Source organism: Sphingobacterium endophyticum (genome assembly GCF_009733535.1).
GTDB classification, from domain to species: domain Bacteria; phylum Bacteroidota; class Bacteroidia; order Sphingobacteriales; family Sphingobacteriaceae; genus Sphingobacterium; species Sphingobacterium endophyticum.
The window spans coordinates 232906-250207 of sequence record NZ_ML771899.1 but is presented as its reverse complement, the minus strand read 5'-3'; the positions used below and the strand labels follow the sequence as shown (position 1 = coordinate 250207).

The 17302-nt window shown below is 37.2% G+C and carries 13 protein-coding genes; 2 read left to right on the top strand and 11 right to left on the bottom strand.

The window, feature by feature from the left end; all coding sequences use genetic code 11:
• Nucleotides 1-27: 27 nt before the first annotated feature.
• The 3 genes from E0Y80_RS01215 to kduI are packed head-to-tail and all read right to left on the bottom strand — an operon-like array spanning nt 28 to nt 2767.
• Nucleotides 28-798: an SDR family oxidoreductase gene (locus E0Y80_RS01215; protein WP_156305564.1), complete on the bottom strand. Its 771-nt coding sequence runs from the start codon at nt 796-798 to the stop codon at nt 28-30.
• A gap of 6 nt (nt 799-804) precedes the next feature.
• Nucleotides 805-1920: a DUF4861 family protein gene (locus tag E0Y80_RS01210; RefSeq protein WP_156305562.1), complete on the bottom strand. Its 1116-nt coding sequence runs from the start codon at nt 1918-1920 to the stop codon at nt 805-807.
• Between the two features lies 1 nt (nt 1921).
• Nucleotides 1922-2767, bottom strand: a complete 846-nt coding sequence (gene kduI, locus E0Y80_RS01205) for a 5-dehydro-4-deoxy-D-glucuronate isomerase (RefSeq protein WP_156305560.1) — start codon at nt 2765-2767, stop codon at nt 1922-1924.
• A 214-nt stretch (nt 2768-2981) separates the two neighbouring features.
• On the opposite strand from kduI, the gene E0Y80_RS01200 reads away from it, so the two are divergent.
• Nucleotides 2982-4550, top strand: a complete 1569-nt coding sequence (locus E0Y80_RS01200; protein WP_156305558.1) for an MFS transporter — start codon at nt 2982-2984, stop codon at nt 4548-4550.
• Here E0Y80_RS01200 and E0Y80_RS01195 read toward each other — a convergent pair.
• The 7 genes from E0Y80_RS01195 to E0Y80_RS01165 form a co-directional block, all read right to left on the bottom strand.
• Nucleotides 4540-5565: a LacI family DNA-binding transcriptional regulator gene (locus E0Y80_RS01195; RefSeq protein ID WP_156305556.1), complete on the bottom strand. Its 1026-nt coding sequence runs from the start codon at nt 5563-5565 to the stop codon at nt 4540-4542. The genes E0Y80_RS01200 and E0Y80_RS01195 overlap by 11 nt on opposite strands.
• An 814-nt stretch (nt 5566-6379) precedes the next feature.
• A complete protein-coding gene (locus E0Y80_RS01190) occupies nt 6380-6577 on the bottom strand; it encodes a peptidase associated/transthyretin-like domain-containing protein (protein ID WP_156305554.1) in 198 nt (65 codons plus the stop codon).
• Nucleotides 6578-7202: 625 nt separating this feature from the next.
• The gene (locus E0Y80_RS01185; RefSeq protein ID WP_156305552.1) at nt 7203-7952 is read right to left on the bottom strand and encodes a 6-phosphogluconolactonase; all 750 of its coding nucleotides are present in this window, start codon (nt 7950-7952) and stop codon (nt 7203-7205) included.
• Between the two features lie 41 nt (nt 7953-7993).
• On the bottom strand, nt 7994-8734 hold the full coding sequence (locus E0Y80_RS01180; RefSeq protein WP_156305550.1) for a glycoside hydrolase family 16 protein: 741 nt from the start codon (nt 8732-8734) through the stop codon (nt 7994-7996).
• 1 nt (nt 8735) lies between these two features.
• Nucleotides 8736-10178, bottom strand: coding sequence for a CBM96 family carbohydrate-binding protein (locus E0Y80_RS01175; RefSeq protein WP_231595879.1), 1443 nt, complete (start codon nt 10176-10178; stop codon nt 8736-8738).
• 24 nt (nt 10179-10202) lie between these two features.
• Nucleotides 10203-11576 carry a RagB/SusD family nutrient uptake outer membrane protein gene (locus tag E0Y80_RS01170; RefSeq protein ID WP_156305546.1) on the bottom strand — a complete coding sequence of 458 codons (1374 nt, stop codon included), beginning with the start codon at nt 11574-11576 and terminating at the stop codon, nt 10203-10205.
• 11 nt (nt 11577-11587) lie between these two features.
• The gene (locus E0Y80_RS01165; RefSeq protein ID WP_156305544.1) at nt 11588-14683 is read right to left on the bottom strand and encodes a SusC/RagA family TonB-linked outer membrane protein; all 3096 of its coding nucleotides are present in this window, start codon (nt 14681-14683) and stop codon (nt 11588-11590) included.
• Nucleotides 14684-14915: 232 nt separating this feature from the next.
• Between E0Y80_RS01165 and E0Y80_RS01160 the strand changes: the two genes are divergently transcribed.
• Nucleotides 14916-15950 (top strand): LacI family DNA-binding transcriptional regulator, encoded by a 1035-nt coding sequence (locus E0Y80_RS01160; RefSeq protein ID WP_156305542.1) that lies wholly within the window; start codon nt 14916-14918, stop codon nt 15948-15950.
• A 1-nt stretch (nt 15951) separates the two neighbouring features.
• On the opposite strand, the gene E0Y80_RS01155 is transcribed toward E0Y80_RS01160, so the two are convergent.
• Nucleotides 15952-17280, bottom strand: coding sequence for a sugar MFS transporter (locus E0Y80_RS01155; RefSeq protein ID WP_156305540.1), 1329 nt, complete (start codon nt 17278-17280; stop codon nt 15952-15954).
• Between the last annotated feature and the right edge of the window lie 22 nt (nt 17281-17302).

Genomic DNA, 17302 nt, shown 5'->3' with positions numbered 1-17302 from the left:
GTTATCCATTGGATAGCCCCTTATTTTTTATCTGCCCATCCAGCCACCATCGACTGTCAGGATGGTTCCATGGACATAATTGGAGGCTTCAGAGGCAAGAAACACCGCCGGACCTTTAAAATCCTCTGCTTCACCCCACCTTCCAGCCGGTATACGATCAAGGATAGAGGCTGAACGACCGGCATCATTCCTTAAAGCCTCGGTATTATCAGTAGCAATATAACCAGGAGCAATAGCGTTTACGTTGACACCTTTGCTTGCCCATTCATTTGCAAAAGCTTTTGTGAGCGATGCTACAGCACCTTTAGAGGCAGCATATCCCGGCACATTCACTCCTCCCTGAAATGATAGGAGTGAAGCGGTGAATATAATTTTGCCAGATCCACGTGCAACCATCTCTTTTCCAATTTCCCTTGTCAGGATAAATTGGGCATTTTGATTTATTTCAATTATCCGGTCCCAATATTCATCGGGATGTTCTATTGCCGGCTTCCTTAGAATATTGCCAGCATTATTGAAGAGAATATCGATTGTAGGATGCGAACCCTTCAGCTTTTCAATAAATGAATAAAGATCTTGCCTTTTTGAAAAATCACACTGATAAGCATAAAAATTCCTACCAAAGGCTTTAACAGATTTTTCTATTTCTGATGCCTCTAATTCTAGATTTGCAGAAACTCCGATTATGTCTGCTCCTGCTTCTGCTAAGCCTTCGGCCATAGCTCTACCTATTCCTCGTTTGCAGCCTGTCACCAAGGCCAGTTTTCCCGTTAAATCAAATGAACTTAAAATTGACATGCTATTTTATTTTAATTCTGTTTTTAGTGGATGCTTTAAATTCTCCTTATAGATTTCAACTGCTTTATTCCATTCATTCTCATTCGTTATTTTCCCAGCTTTATTCCAAGCAGCACCGTTAAAATATATGAAGTCTTTTTTATTTTTGACTTTTGAGATCATTAGGGCTTGTTCTGGGCTGGCATTGCTATATTTCACCCCTTTTTCCGGAACTATTAGTGCCACTCCTATTTTACCGCTGTTATTGATCTCCGGTTCCCAATAAGTCAATGACATAGGATTCTTGGCAAATGTCAGTAATGGGCCTTCTTCTTTTCTTTTTACAATGCCAATTGCGATTGGTGTTTCACCCTTGTTTTGATTTTCAAATTTTAGCGTGATTTTATTAAAGTTGCTCCCTGCGTCCAAACTGAATCTTTTACTAAAGATTATATGTTGCCCATCCACATTTTCAGGATCAAATTCTAACTGAAAAGTCGTTCTTAATGGTCCGTTATCTAAGACTTTATACCTACGATAATGTTTAGTATACATCAATGAGTCATTGATAAACAGACCTATATCTCCAGCTCCCAGGGTCTGCCCTACCGAATAGTAATCCAAGCCTTCACCGTGATCTTTATGGTAATCTTCTGTTTTATACCACTTGTCAATGACTAATTTATCCGTTCTTTTTGCCCATACATCCATTCCTTGGGCATCATCAGGTCTTCCTTCCAGGGCCTTACCGTACATTCTGAAAGCAAGGACATCGTTTTCCCATGCGAAATCATCGAACCTTTCTGGGACATATCGGGCAAACGTTTTGGGTTCAGCAGCTGGGCTTGCCGTTTGATCTACTGAAAGCTTGAGTTTAGATTTAGGTCCAATATTGACTAAAACAAGTACATTGACCGGATGTACAGTGCCCAATTTCTCCAACTGATGGGGGAGGACATTGCCTTTTTCATCTTTAATAGTAAAAGTACTATCCATCAGAAAATGGGACGTAAACTTATCATAAGGAATAGAAACCAATTCATTTCTATTATGGGCCGTAGGATTGCTTATTTGAATAAATTTCTGAGCATATCCATGTGCAGCAACAGTTATGGTCAGTATGGTTAGCCAAATCTTTTTCATATTATCTAAGTTCAGTTATTGGACTTTTGTCCATATCGTCATAGTCCATATTTTCACCTGCCATTCCCCATATGAAGGTATAATTGCTTGTGCCTGCCCCAGCATGGATAGACCAAGGTGGAGAAATTACAGCCTGTTCATTTTGCATCCAAATATGGCGGGTTTCATTTACGGGACCCATGAAATGAGAAACGGATTGCCCCTCAGGGAGATCAAAATAAAAATAGACTTCCATTCTGCGGTCATGGGTATGGGCAGGCATGGTATTCCATACTGAACCTAATTGAAGCTCTGTCATGCCCATCTGCAATTGACAGGTTTCAATAACGGTATGTAGCATCATCTGATTGATAACCCTATGATTTGAGGTTTCCAATGATCCAAGTTCAATTTTATTCGCCTGTTCTTTTGTTACCTTCTTTGTAGGATATGAATGATGCGCTGGGGTTGAATTCATATAGAACTTTGACGGATTAGAGGGATCGTTACTAATGAAATAAACTTCTTTGTTCCCCTTTCCAATATATAATGCTTCCTTAAAATTGAGTTCGAATAGTTCACCATCGACTTCCACTTTACCATTTCCACCAACATTGATAATTCCAAGTTCTCTTCTGCTCAAGAAATAATCCTCCTTCAGAAGTGGTTCAATAGTTTCCAGTTTTAGTTTTTCGTTGACCGGCATAGCTCCACCAGCCATATAGCGGTCATAATGGCTATAGGTAAAATGAATTCCGTCTTTCAAAAATAATTGTTCGATTAGGAAGTTTTTTCTTAAACCTTCAGTATCCAGGTTTTTTGATTCATTGGGTCCGATTGCGTATCGACTATCAAAGGTTAATTCCATTTTTAATTTGTTTTAGAAGTTATAAGTTACCATAAGTTTAAATGGATTGGTATTAATATCTGCGAAATCGATTTCGATTTAGGGAAATATAAACATTGTATATAAAGAATGTTCTAAAATCTTCGAAAACGTTTAAGTAGATATTTCTTTTTATTTCGATGTATTATTTTGATAATTATAGTAATTATAAACTGTTAACCTTATAGACAGCCATATGAGTGACCAAAAAGCCAGCAAATTTAGATGGACTATATGTGCCCTCTTATTTTTCGCAACGACCATAAATTACTTGGACAGGCAAGTATTATCCTTAACCTGGAAAGATTTTATTTCTCCGGAATTTCACTGGACCAATAACGATTACGGCCTGATAACTGCCCTGTTCTCGATTTTCTATGCAGTTGGGATGTTGTTTGCCGGTCGATTTATTGATTGGATGGACACAAAAAAAGGTTTTCTTTGGGCGATTGCTGTTTGGTCAATTGGAGCTATCCTGCATGCATTCTGTGGAATAGCAACATCAGGCATTGTTGCAGGTGAATGGTTTGTTGGATTTGAAGGAGCCAAGGAAGCCATAAAAAACGTCCATGATTTTTCTAGGGTCATCAACGTCAGTGTTGTCTTATTTATTTTTGCCCGGTTTGTTTTGGCCATAGGTGAGGCTGGAAACTTCCCGGCAGCGATCAAAACAACGGCGGAGTACTTTCCAAAAAAAGACAGAGCGTTTACCACAAGTATATTTAATGCCGGTTCTACTATCGGTGCATTGATTGCTCCATTGTGTATTCCAGTCATAGCAGAATACTGGGGTTGGGAAATGTCATTTATAATTATTGGAGCTTTGGGATTTGTATGGATGGGATATTGGATATTCATATACGATAAACCAGAGTCACATCCAAAAGTAAACCAGGCGGAATTGGAATATATCCAACAAGATGACATCGTAGAAGCGCAACAGCACGATGTTAATATACCTTTTACCCAAGGGAAGGTGAGTATACTCAACTGCTTAAAACACAATCAGACTTGGGCATTTGCGGTAGGTAAATTTATGACCGACGGAGTTTGGTGGTTTTATTTATTTTGGATGCCCGCATATTTAAGCTCCGTTTATGGAGTTAAGTCGTCCGACTTAAATGGCCAATTAGCTCTGTTTGTGCTATATAGCATCACGATGCTTTCTTTGATAGGTGGCTGGTTGCCTTCATATTTCATCAACAAGGGAATGAATGCATATGCCGGGAGGATGCGTGCAATGTTGATATTTGCATTTTTCCCATTATTGGTTCTATTGGCGCAGCCATTTGGGCATTACTCTTTTTGGGTTCCAACAATCTTGATCGGTATCGGTGCAGCTGCACATCAATCTTGGTCAGCCAATATATTCTCGACAATTGGAGATATGTTTCCCAAAAGGGCTATTGCTACCGTAACTGGCATAGGAGGATTAGCTGGAGGACTGGGTTCATTTTTCATCAATATCTATTCTGGAAAGCTATTTGATTACGCTGAGACACATTGGAGCAAGGTAAATGGCGAAAATCTTCTGAACAGATATCCTGAAATAGCTAACCTAGATACAAGGAAGGGATTTTTTGAGCAAAATGGCGTTGCCAATATTGAAGAGTTCCTGAAGCAACTTTCTTCTAAGGGCGAAACCGTAGCCAATGGTATTGACCAAGGATATATGATCGTATTTACCTTTTGTGCCTTGGCCTATTTAGTCGCATGGATTATCATGAAAATTTTGGTTCCTAAAATGAAACCCGTCAAACTTTAGTTGAGTTTCGGGCAACGATAAATGTATCTAGGATAGTTGTGTCAAAATCCATTTTGAACCTATCCTTTGATTCAATGAGTTGGATTAATTTTTCAACCCCTTTCTGCCCTATTTCAAAAGCAGGTTGGATGATTGTGGATAAGGATGGATTTAAGGACTCTGCAGCCTCGGTGTTTGCAAAGCCAATAACCGAAACTTGCTCTGGTACTCTTATCCCTAGGTTTGATAGAATTCCGAGACAAGAAACCGTCAGGGTGTCTGTTGTACCTAATATTCCCATAGGACCAGAATTTTGATTCAATTTATTCTTTAAAATTTGAGTTAGGTTTTTAATTAAATCTTCTCGTGATTGACCATAGTCGACTTGGATTATATTTTCCTTATTAAAAGGGATAAAATTAGCCATCAATGCTTTATTATATCCCGATATCCTTTTTTGGTTGATTCCAATATTCATTCCGCAGAGCACTAAAATGTTCCTACGTCCTGAATTGATTAAATGCTGAGTGGCATCATAAGATCCTTTTTCACTGTTCACACCAATTTTAAAAGTCGGCAAATCAAAATCTATTCTATCAACGAGGACTAGCGGACAGATTTGATGAAATTGTTTTAGATATTTCAGATTGCTGTTTGCAGAGGGAGTAATTATCACCCCGTCTACATTTTGTTGGTTCAAAGTTTTTAAAGATTCTTGTTCGAGCTTCGCATTTTCCCGGCTTTGCATAAAGACAAGTTTGTAATTCCTTTCATAGGCAGCTTGGTGAGCACCTTCCAAGACCTGAGACTGAAATGGATTCCCAAAATAAGGAACAATGATAGCAATGGTATTATTGTACCCTGTTTTTAGACTTTTAGCCACCAAATTCGGTTTATAATTTAATAGACTGGCAGCTTCTTTAACCCGATTTTTTGTAATCTCACTAATTTCAAAGTTATCGTTAAGAGCTTTAGAAACTGTTGAAATAGATAAGCCCAATTCAAAAGCTAGTTCTTTTAAGGTAATTCTGCTCATAGAACAAAGATAAAATATTTAATAAATATTAATATTGAAGCATATTTGGACTCGTGTCCTTTCTTGGAAATATTTATTAACTATTCAATTTACGTAAAAAATCAATTATTAAAATTAATTTGACATTTCTTAATAAAGAAAAGATTCAGCATTATAAAATAAACCTGTAAAGGTCATTTGTTGAATTAAATTTTATCTTCATGGGTAGTGTAAAGCTAATTCCATATTTTAATAGTATTAATAACTGAGTTTTTTTAATCTCAAACTGCATGCTGATTATTGCACATTTTTAAATTCAGCACTGCTTTCTACCAGGTACGTTCCCCTTTTAAGAACTGTTGTTTCACGCATCCAATTTGAATTGGTTACCAATGGTTTGTCTTTTTCTATTTTTTTGATTTTCCGAATGCGAACCGCTAATTCATCGTAAGCATCTCCAGTTTATTGATTATTTTGTTATGCTTATTTAAGTTGTCAATACGGTGAAGAGAGCTTGTTTACCGTATTGATAGGAAATGACGGCTGCGCTAAAGTTTTCTGAAAAAGGATTTTAGTATTGCTTGAAATTTATTGAATCTTTACGCCTGAGATCAAACTTAATCCGCTTCAAAAGACCTATTTTGTCCCGCATCTCCGATTTTTCAAAGCTGTCGAAATTTATATTGTCATTTATAGGAAATTGTCTAACAGGAAGTGTTCCAGATAAATCTGTTTCAGCAATTTTCATCCGAATGACCGTAGTGCCTTATTCGATAAAATTGTACCTTATCCGCGCCCCTGCCTGAGGCCAGACCGAAGGAATTGATTCCGTTAATTATCCCTGCCCAAAAAATATCAATGTGCCTAGCCAATCGGGACTTCTGCTGAGTTTGAAATATCCGTTGCTGTCGGACTTGGATCTCCTACTGTCCATACTTCCTACTTCAAATACGGCAACCCATTCAATTGGTTTGCCGTTCTCGTCAATTATCTTGCCTTGATAGTAATTATTGGATGTTCTGCAAGAATACAATTTGAGCACAGTCAGGGAAGAAAAAACTAAATTGAATTTATCGCTTCACTCCGACCATCAGCTTTCTTATAAAAAAAACAAATCAATTCGTTGTAAGAACAATCACCCAAAACTGCATGCAGCTTTTGATATTTTTTAAAAGCTTTCACCTTATGATTTGATAATTATCAATTCTAATAATTAGGTAAATTTTAAAAAATTTTAGTGCAAAAAAAATGACCTATTTATTAATTAAGTGATTTCCTGTCTTACTCTAACTATGACCACACTTCTGCTTTACTTTCTCTTATAATATTACTTGAAAAATAATTTAACATTTTTAAAAAGGTCTCACCAATTGGAATCTGAACATCATCAATATGTACTGTATTCTTACTTAATTTAATGACATATTTCCTATTTATTAGCTACGACCTAATGACTTGAATGAAATCCATAGAGTTTATTGATTCGCTAACATCTCAATGCATCCCTACCAAATTTCAGGGAAGTCACTGAGAAGTTAGAGAAACAATTATAAAAAACTAAAATAAAGTACTATTTAGATTTACCTCTTCTTCAATTTTTCAAGATTGCGAAAGCAAAACATTGTGATTCCAGGACAAGACATTCACAATCGCAAATACTACCGGATCATCTCCGCGGCTTGTTTATCAAAATAAAACCTACAATTTGGATGGGTTCGTAGAACAGTGGAGGGCCATTCTTTGGATAATTCACCATTGATAGTCTCATATACAGCTTGGGCTTTATGCTTACCGGAAACAATACAAAACAGCTCTCCGGCGTTCATAATGGTTGGAATCGTTAAAGTTAGAGCCCTTAATGGCACCTCCTCTAATTTTGCAAAGCATTTATCCGTTACTTGCTGTTCTCTACAAATTAAATCTAATTCTACAGCTTTGATTACTGCCGTATCGTTAAAATCAGCATAGGGTGGATCGTTAAAAGCAATATGACCATTCTGACCAATCCCAAGTATTACGAGATCAATAGTTGATTCAGTTATAAGCTTGGTAATACGTTCAATTTCTTTTTGTACGTCATGACTCGGATCAATAAGATGAAGTTCTTTAACATTAACTTTTGAAAATATCCTCCCCTTCAAATAGGAGGCGAATAATTGTTCAGAAGAAGGTGGCAAACCAATATATTCATCCATATTTAAAGCAATTATACGATTCCAAGGAATAGATTTAGAATCCACCAAATAATCCAGGGTATCGTTTTGTGAAGGTGCTGCGGCAAAAATAATGCGGATTTCTTCTTTTTCCTTCAATAATTCTATGATTGCCTTTTCAATTGCTCTTCCGGAGGCAATTCCTGCCTCTTTTTTAGTATCGAAGATTGCAACCATTTTCTCGTTTACATCCATATTAAAAACAATGATTTAGATTGATTATAACTTTTTATTATTTATCGTTCAAATGAAACACTATCAATTACAATTTCTTGTTCCTTCAAATTAGAGGGTATTTGTCCTTTAAAAAGCCAAAGATTCAAGCGCATTTTTTCATTTGAGGGTTTTGGAGTTTGAGCGCCTACATATTTCCAACCGGCAAATATTTCTTCATTTGAATTAATATTAAAACCACTTGAAAAAATCACTTGATCTGCCTGCCAATTAAACTCATGTTTAGTAGGCCCAGAATCGGCAGGAATATCAAATCTAAATTTGTTTCCAGCTGCATCGGAAGGTTGAATAGCATATTGTGCATTCTTGTTATCCGAAATAGACCATTTAGAAAATTCAATATCGATTTCCTCCATATCATTAAGATACGTAAATAAACCGGCGACGACATTTTGATCCAATTTTGTTATATCTGAATTAATATAAAATGTGTATTTCCCATAGCCCAAAGGTTGTTTTGCATAAATTCCGGCACAATACCAAGTACCTCCTTTTTGAGTGATCCTCAGGTGTAATTTTCCTGAATTATCTATCCAAACATTATCCTCTGAATCGGAAAAATAATTAGGTCCCGGACCTTGTTTTGCATCATTATTTCTGACTATCCATTCAAAACCTGAAAAGTGGATCACACGATCCGTAGTTTCAATAGGTTGTTCTATTACCGGAACTTGTGATCCACAGTTCATCAGTAACAGAACACCTCCAAAACCCATAAGCCCTCGATAAATACTTCTTCTCATGCTATTTAACGGAAATTTTCAACTCAATATTTTCTAAAATGGCACCGGCTTTATCTCTTGCGGTTAACAAAAGAGACTGAGAACCTACATTTTCTCCATCTTGAATAAACAAAATGTTCTTTAAATCTAAATCCAATTGAGAAAATTTACTCCCTCCTTTCAGCACATCTGCACCTTTTAACAACCAACCGAATGTCGGTACTTGTTCAATGGTATATATAATATCAGCAGCGGTAGCACCCGAAACTTGTAGATTATCTTTTGAAAGAACATAAACACCGCCTTTATCAACTAGAAACGGACTGATTTTCTCTAATTTCAATTCTGAATCACCTGAAGCCAAAGTAGCAATAAGCATAGGTGGTAATAAAGTAGTATGCTCCTTTGTAGCGATTTCATCCGTTTCATCTGACCCTGCCTGTCCGTCCAGCATTAAAGAAACTAAACCTTCAGGATTTCTGCTTTTATAATAATCTGTCAAATCAAAATTAAAGAAGCTTACCTTACTTGTCTTTATGGTCGCGATCCTTGGACCAGTTGCAAAGACCATGTTATTGAATTTAATTGAAGATTCGGACCAGGTTGTATTTGGGGTTTCAAATAAATTAAGATCTACTCCCTTTGCATGGGTGAAAGAAACCGAAAGCTGAAGACGCATATCAGTAACGACCCCCTGTTTCTTAAAGTCTTTGAAATCGAACATCATAACCGCTTTACGATCATAATCTCCATCCCCTTCAACATTTTTTACTTTCATCAAATTATTGGTTCCAAAATTCTTATCCGAATCAATCCCTCCATTGATATAAGAATCATGTTTAGGAAAAATGGTGTCCAGTAATAAATTTGGATTTACTGCATTTGCATCTCCGGTTGGTGCCGAATAAAAGGTAATAAAGTTGGTCACGTGCATTACACCATTCGTAGGAATCAGATTAGAAGTTCTGATTTGCCATTGTCTATTTGTCCCTTCATTGATAATTCCAACAAAAGTACTGCTATGGGATAGATACATTGTCTGCCCATTTTCAGTCGCATATGCAATTGGTTTATTACTCGAGGATAAAGCCGGATCGTTAAAATTCACTAATCCATTCACAATATGATATTTAAGCATATTTTTAAGAATTGGCTGAGGAATTTCATTCAAAGTAGCATATCCATTATCCTTCAAATACGCACGAAATGCCTGATTATTAGGCGCAATAAAAGTATACTCCTTGTTGCCTGCGTAGAAACTTTCCATTCCGGCTAAGCCTACTGCTTCCTTTAAATAAGAAAGCGAATCATTTCCGGAGATATAGGTTAAAGCATCTACGGTTAATTTACTATTATCAGGTCCGGGTATATATTCAAAATTCTCCTGTATTTCACAGCTATATAAGGATCCAAGAATCCCAACTCCCAGTAGGATTTTTGTTATCGTGTTTTTTGTCTTTTTCATAAACATAAATAATTCGTTCAGTGATTATTTATAGAATTCATTCTGTTGTAGCTTCGGATTACGGAGCAAGGCATTCTCATGCAATGGCCAAACCAAATTTCGTATATCCGTTAATCCATTTATAGGTTTCATAGTAGAAATGGCTTTGTCAGTACGAACTAAATCAAACCAGCGGTGACCTTCAAAACATAACTCTATAGATCGTTCATGTAATATGGCAGATGGTAAATCTGTGTAAAGATTCTTAGCAGCTTCTAAATCAACAGTGCTTAAACCGGCTCTTTTACGAATACTGTTCAATAATGTTAAAGCTTCTTCGTTTTGATTTAATTGAGCATGTGCTTCGGCCTTTAACAGCATAATATCGGCCAGTCGGGTTAAAACGATATTATTGGACGATGGATCTGCGCTCTCATCGTTAAATCCTACTCCAAAGAACTTCCATACTTTTCTAGGTTGAACTTCCTTAACATCATAAATAAGGCTTTTCCTTAAATCACCTTCCTCAATAGAAGCAATGAATTTATTACTGGGCACATAATCAGCATCGGATCCTAGGGCGTATAAAACTCGTAATGAATTTGTTTGAACTTCGTTATAGCCGATCTCAAAAATACTCTCAGAACTAGCCCCTTTATTAAAAATGCTGTTCCAATCATTTATTGACACCAGGCTATATTGACTCTCATCCATCACTTTCTCCGCATAGCTCACAGCATCCTGATATTGCTTTTGCCACATCGCTAATTGGGTTAAGAAAGCATTGGCTGCTCCTTTAGTCAAAAACACTCTATTTCTATCACCATTATAGCTGTCAGCACAATTTTCAGCAGCGAAAAGCAAATCTTCCTGTGCTTGTTTAAGGACTTCAGCTTGAGTATTACGATTAACAAAAAGTTCCTGATCCACACTCTCGTAAGGTTCTAGAATTAATGGAACATCTCCCCAAATTCTTACCAAATAAAAATACGCAAGTCCCCGAAGGCCTCTTGCTTGACCAAGTAATTGATTACTCAGAGCACTGTCATCGGATTCAAATACTGTAGGGATATATTTAATTGCATAATTTGCCCGAGAGATCAAAGTATAGAAATTTTCCCATCTCGCAGAATTAATAATTGGAGTTAAACTATTTTGCTGCAATGCGAATGGGTCACCCGAATGCCTTGTCGTTACATTGTCTGCCCTTCCCTCACCCCAGTAAGCAAAGTTGGTGCGGAAAAGAGATTGTAAGGAATTGTATATACCATTTACTCCGGCTTGCGCGTCTGATGCACTTTTATAAAATCCCTGACCAGAAAAATTACTGATAGGTTCTTTATCAAGCATGTCGGAACAAGAGCTAATTGATAAACTAAGTGCTAATATTCCTATAATATATTTAAATGATTTTTTCATTATTCGTAGAATTAAAGGCCAAAGGTTAAACCAAACATAAAGCTGCGACTCTGTGGATAAGATCCCTCATCCAGACCTACTCGTAGTCCGGAATATGAATTCACATCAGGATCAAAACCGGTATATTTTGTCCAGGTAATTAAGTTAGATGCGTTGATAAACGCATCAACTTTACGCAAGCCAAGCTTTTGAATCCATTCCGGTTTTAAGGTATATCTTAGATTTACATTCTTCAATTTAATGTATGAACCATCTTCCACCCAACGGCTTTGAACTCTTGAATCTGATTGTTTTGGATCATCACGAATCAAGCGGGGGAAATTGGTTACATCTCCTTGCTCACGCCATCTGTCCAATGCATCTGTAGAAAGATTATTGTAACGGACAATGGAATTACGCTGATGATTTAACTCGCTATAAATCTCGTTCCCTACCGAATATTGTAAGAAAACATTTAAAGAGAAGCTTTTATAAGTGAAATCATTAGAAAATCCTCCAAAGAACTTAGGTTCTGCATAACCAATAATTTCCCTATCATCCTGATTGATAATATCATCTCCATTCAAATCCTTCCAAATAGGGTCTCCACCCACAAACACAGGTCCGCCAGCTCCATTTGTCACCTTGTTAACATTCTCTTCATCCCTTGAATAAACACCCATATAACGCCATCCATAAAATACGCCGATTGGCAATCCTTCTTTCAGAATATGGAATTGCCCATTTTGGATATATCCGTTTGTTAACAAGCTTTCAGGAAGTGAGGCAACTTTATTTCTATTCAAACTAATGTTCAGTCCTGAACTCCAGGTGAACGCTCCCTGTAGATTCTTAGTCTGTAAACTAAATTCCAGTCCACTGTTTTCTATATTTCCGATATTTTGGGTTATGTATTCGAAACCTACAGTATTAGGAATTGGTACATTATATAATAAATCCTTAGTTCTCTTTAGATATGCTTCAGTAGTAAATAAAACTCTATTGTTCCAAAATCCTAATTCCAGCCCTAAATTATATTGATATGTTGTTTCCCAGGTTAGACTGGCATTTGGCATGACCGTAGGTGCTGCACCGGAAAAATCAAGGTAGTTAGTTCCCAAGGTAAATTCACCTTGTGAGGTATAATCACCAATAGCTTCATTACCGGTACTTCCTAAACTAAACCTTAGCTTGCCATCGCTCAACCAATTAGCATCTTTCAGAAATTCCTCATCTTTAAATCTCCAGCCTGCAGATGCCGAAGGGAAAAATCCAAATTGGTTATTCTTACCAAAACGCGATGATCCATCAGCCCTAAGATTAAATTCCAATAAATACTTACCCCTGTAATCATAGGTAGCCCGACCAAAGTACGAAAGCATAGCATGTTCTGAAGCCACATTGACGCCTTGGTTTGATATAACTGATGCAGCATTTAAAGTACGGATATCATCACTAGGGAAAAACATCCCATCCAGACCGGTGCGGTCAAAACGCCATTTTTGAAAACTCATCCCTAAGACCCCACCAAAGTTATGAACATTGTCCAAGCTCTTTTGATAGGTAAAATAACTCTCATTTCCCCAATTCAAGTTACCTATATTGCGAACAGCACCCGTGTTATAGCCCTCACGATAATCAAGGATAGAAGGCATAAACTCCTCTTCTTTCATAGATATATAATCCAGGTTAAAATTGGATCGGAATTTCAGATCTTTCAGGATATCAACCTCCACATATTGACTACCGATAATCCTATTGCTTTTATTCAAATTGGTAGCATATAATGCCATTCCAACAGGGTTCCTCATACCAATCATGTAACCATTAATTGACCCGTCGGGCAGATACATAGACATATTAGGAGGACGAACCAGTAAACTTCGAATAATACTTAAGTTTCCCGTACCGGCCGCATTGGTTCTATTATTCACCCCATTGGTATAAGAAATACTTTGTCCAACACGGATATAATCTGTAATATCAAAATCAACATTCAGACGAGAGGTAAATCGCTTATAATTTGAATTGAGGATAATACCATCTTGATCTAAATAAGAGGTACTCCAGGCATATTTTGCGGCCTTGCTACCACCCCTGACCGAAACATCAATTTTATATTGTTTTGCAGTACGGGTTAAGGCGTCTTGCCAATCTACATCTCCGTTATTCATTGGATTTAATGAATCTATAATCGTATAGTAAGGTTCTTCTGGATTTGGCAGTGCATAATAAGAATCCAATACGGCCTCTCTATATTGCTGTCCATTTAGAACACTTAATTTTCTTGTTAAATTGCTTATGCCTGTAGTGGCATTCACCAAAATTTCAGGTTTACCTTCAGCTCCGCGTTTAGTAGTAATCATAACTACCCCATTTGCAGCGCGTGAACCGTAAATTGCCGTAGAAGCTGCATCTTTCAAAATTTCGATGGACGCAATATCATTGGGATTGATATCCGCAAGAGGGTTTAAGCCAAAATTCTCTGTTCCATTTAAAGATGAAACAGAATTAGATTCAATTGGAATACCATCGACTACAAACAGGGGATTGTTTCCCGAATTTAAAGAAGAACTTCCCCGAACTCGAATCGTCATCTCTGAGCCTGGTGCACCGGAATTAGAAGATACCTGTACCCCAGGGGCACGTCCCTGCAATATAGAAATCGGATCTTGAAGGGTTGTTTTTTCAATCTCAGAGGAACCTACCGAAACGACCGAACCGGTAAGGTTTCTTTTTTTCTGTCGTCCGTATCCAACTACAACGGTTTCTTCAATAGCTGTAGATGCAGAACTCAAGACCACATTCACTTCGGTCTGGTCATTGATCTTGATTTGTTGATTGGTGTAACCCAACAATTTAAAGACTAACTCTTGGTTATTGGTTACGGATTCCAAACGGAAAAATCCTTTACCGTCTGTACTGGTAGCTTGAGACGTCCCCGATACTTCCACAGTAACACCTGCAAGTGCAACATTGGTGTTTGCATCTTTCACATAACCTGAAATTGAACGCTGCTGCGCTTCAGAGATTTGACAGGTAAAGAAAAGAATACTAAAAAGCCACAATGCTCGTGATAGAGGTAGACAATCCAATTTAAGCTTAAATCGGTTATTGGTTTTTATCATAATTTCAGATGAAGAGTTAACAATCTGTTATTTCGAAAACCAAATTAGCTATTTGAATATATTTATGCAAACATTTGCATAAATATATTTTAACAAACAAATAAAAACACGTTTAAATTGATATTTATAACATTATTGTATGCAAACAATTGCATTATATTGAATGTTTCGCAAAATTTGATTAACAAAAAAATTACATTAAATTAGGCTTCATAAATAACACAAAGACTAAATGAAGAATTCAGATTCCTCGCGCATTACGATAAAAGATATTGCCAAGGCATTAAATGTCTCCGCTTCTACCGTATCTCGCGTACTATCAAACCATCCAGCAATCAGCGAATCCACAAGAAAGCTGGTAAATGACAAGGTAAAGGAAATGGGCTTTTCTATTGACCCTATAGCTTCAAGTTTCCGAAGCAAGAAAACGAAATCAATTGGCGTAATTTGCCCCAGAATAGATATTGACTTTCATTCCAAAGTAATAAGCGGCATTGAAGACTATGCCTATAACAATGGATATCAGATTACCATCTTTCAATCACAGGACAACTATAAAAAAGAAAAAGAAATCGCCAGCATGCTTGAAACATCCTTAGCGGCAGGATTAATAATCTGCCCCGGGTTGCAAACTCATAAATATGATCATTTAAAGAAATTTAAAAAGGCCAATATTCCCTTAGTTGTTTATGACCGAAGTACTGATGGATTAAAGACCAACAAGGTTATGATCAACGATTTTGAAGCATCGTTTAAAGCAACCGAACATCTAATCAAATCAGGCTGCAAAAGAATTGGCCATATTTCCGGAGATCAATCAGTTAGCATCTTCAAAGCTAGACTACAGGGATATTCTGAAGCCTTGATTCAAAATGGGCTACCTATTGAGGAGAAGCTAATAAAAGAAACTAAAAACCTGAGTTATGAAGAGGGGTTAATATCAGCCAATGAATTGGCTAATACGAATGAAAGGATTGATGGTCTAGTTTGTGCGAATGATTACACCGCAGCAGCGGCCATTAAGGTATTTAAAAAATTTAATTACAATATCCCTGAGGAGATTTCGATTATTGGATTCAGCAACTACCCCATCTCAAAAATTGTTGACCCGCAACTCTCGACTATTGATGACAATGCATACCATATGGGGAAGGTAGCCTCCAAATTATTGATTCAACAAATTGAAGATTCAGATTTCGAACGATTGGATTATCAGGAAATTCTGATAAAAACAGAATTGATTATCCGAGACTCGACCAAAAAATAGATCAGTTCCTTTTCCAGCTTCGTAATTTAAATCCGTAAAAGGCATAATACATTAAATACGCATAACAGGGCAATAAAACCAAATAGGCCTCTCGTAGACCGACTTTATCTGCAAAATATCCGTATATCATCGGGGTAATTGCATTTCCACATAAGGCCATCACTAGCAAAGATGCGCCTATTTTCAGGAATTTCCCTAAATCAGACATCGCCAATGGCCATACTCCTGCCCAAATCATTGAATTTGCAAAACCCATCAACACCAACAACCAAACAGAAATATCGATCTGATACCCTAGAAAATTTACATTCTGGCTCAAAACGAGGATTCCTATTGACAATAATAGACCTAAGCATGTACAAAACCTCAAAGCTGTCAACTGCGTTAAATATCTTGGAATTAGAAAAATACCTAAAAGATACCCTACAATAGTTGCCGTTAAAGTGTAGGATGGAAAAGTTTTGGCCTCATAAAAAGTTAAGCCGTGATGCTGGGCATAATTGATGATACTATCCACGGCAATTACCTGGGACCCGACATGGAAAAATATTGCAACACTTCCTAAAACAAGATGTGGAAAGTCTAAAATGCTTCTCTTCGCATTTGCGGATGGGCCGACCATTACGCTTTCGCTTTCTTCATCTGTATTTATTTCCGGAAGTGGCGATAGTTTAACCAATGTTCCTAAAGCAATTAAAACACAACCAACAATTGCATAGGGTATCATCACGCGCTGCAGCAATCCATTCAGGGCAAGATCTTTCTCGGAGCTGGTTAATGATTCTATGGATTCGAAAAACTCCCTGTCTTCGGGCTTCAAGATAATTGCAGCAAATAAAATAGGCGCTAAAATACCGGCCAATTTATTGCATATCCCCATTATACTAAACCTTTGCGCAGCACGTTCCTTTTCCCCAAGAATAGTTACATATGGATTAACCGCAGTTTGCAAAACCGACAGCCCCATCCCCAATGTAAATAACCCCAATAAGAACAAGGGATACGACCTAATAGCTCCTGCCGGCACGAAGAGAAAGGCACCAACGGCCATCACAAAAAATCCGGTCATCATCCCCGTTTTAAACCCAAACCGCTTCAAAAGATAGCCTGATGGCAATGACATCAGCAAGTATGCAATATAAAACGCAAATGCTACAAGATAGGACTGGAAGTGGTTTAGGTCAAATGAGAGTTTAAAATACGGTATTAAAATAGCATTAATCCAGGTCACAAATCCAAAAACGAAAAACATGACCGCGATAATTAGCACCGACATTCGTTTTTGAGCATTGCTCATTGAGCTAACAGCAATTTCTTGAGGAGATTTCATAAGATGGTTCTAAAAGGTCAAT

Coding starts and splice junctions, on each gene's coding strand:
- E0Y80_RS01200 (WP_156305558.1), top strand. CDS start 2,982: ATGAGTGACCAAAAAGCCAGCAAATTTAGATGGACTATATGTGCCCTC.
- E0Y80_RS01155 (WP_156305540.1), bottom strand. CDS start 17,280: ATGAAATCTCCTCAAGAAATTGCTGTTAGCTCAATGAGCAATGCTCAA.
- E0Y80_RS01180 (WP_156305550.1), bottom strand. CDS start 8,734: ATGAGAAGAAGTATTTATCGAGGGCTTATGGGTTTTGGAGGTGTTCTG.
- E0Y80_RS01185 (WP_156305552.1), bottom strand. CDS start 7,952: ATGGATGTAAACGAGAAAATGGTTGCAATCTTCGATACTAAAAAAGAG.
- E0Y80_RS01175 (WP_231595879.1), bottom strand. CDS start 10,178: ATGAAAAAGACAAAAAACACGATAACAAAAATCCTACTGGGAGTTGGG.
- kduI (WP_156305560.1), bottom strand. CDS start 2,767: ATGGAATTAACCTTTGATAGTCGATACGCAATCGGACCCAATGAATCA.
- E0Y80_RS01165 (WP_156305544.1), bottom strand. CDS start 14,683: ATGATAAAAACCAATAACCGATTTAAGCTTAAATTGGATTGTCTACCT.
- E0Y80_RS01160 (WP_156305542.1), top strand. CDS start 14,916: ATGAAGAATTCAGATTCCTCGCGCATTACGATAAAAGATATTGCCAAG.
- E0Y80_RS01215 (WP_156305564.1), bottom strand. CDS start 798: ATGTCAATTTTAAGTTCATTTGATTTAACGGGAAAACTGGCCTTGGTG.
- E0Y80_RS01210 (WP_156305562.1), bottom strand. CDS start 1,920: ATGAAAAAGATTTGGCTAACCATACTGACCATAACTGTTGCTGCACAT.
- E0Y80_RS01195 (WP_156305556.1), bottom strand. CDS start 5,565: ATGAGCAGAATTACCTTAAAAGAACTAGCTTTTGAATTGGGCTTATCT.
- E0Y80_RS01170 (WP_156305546.1), bottom strand. CDS start 11,576: ATGAAAAAATCATTTAAATATATTATAGGAATATTAGCACTTAGTTTA.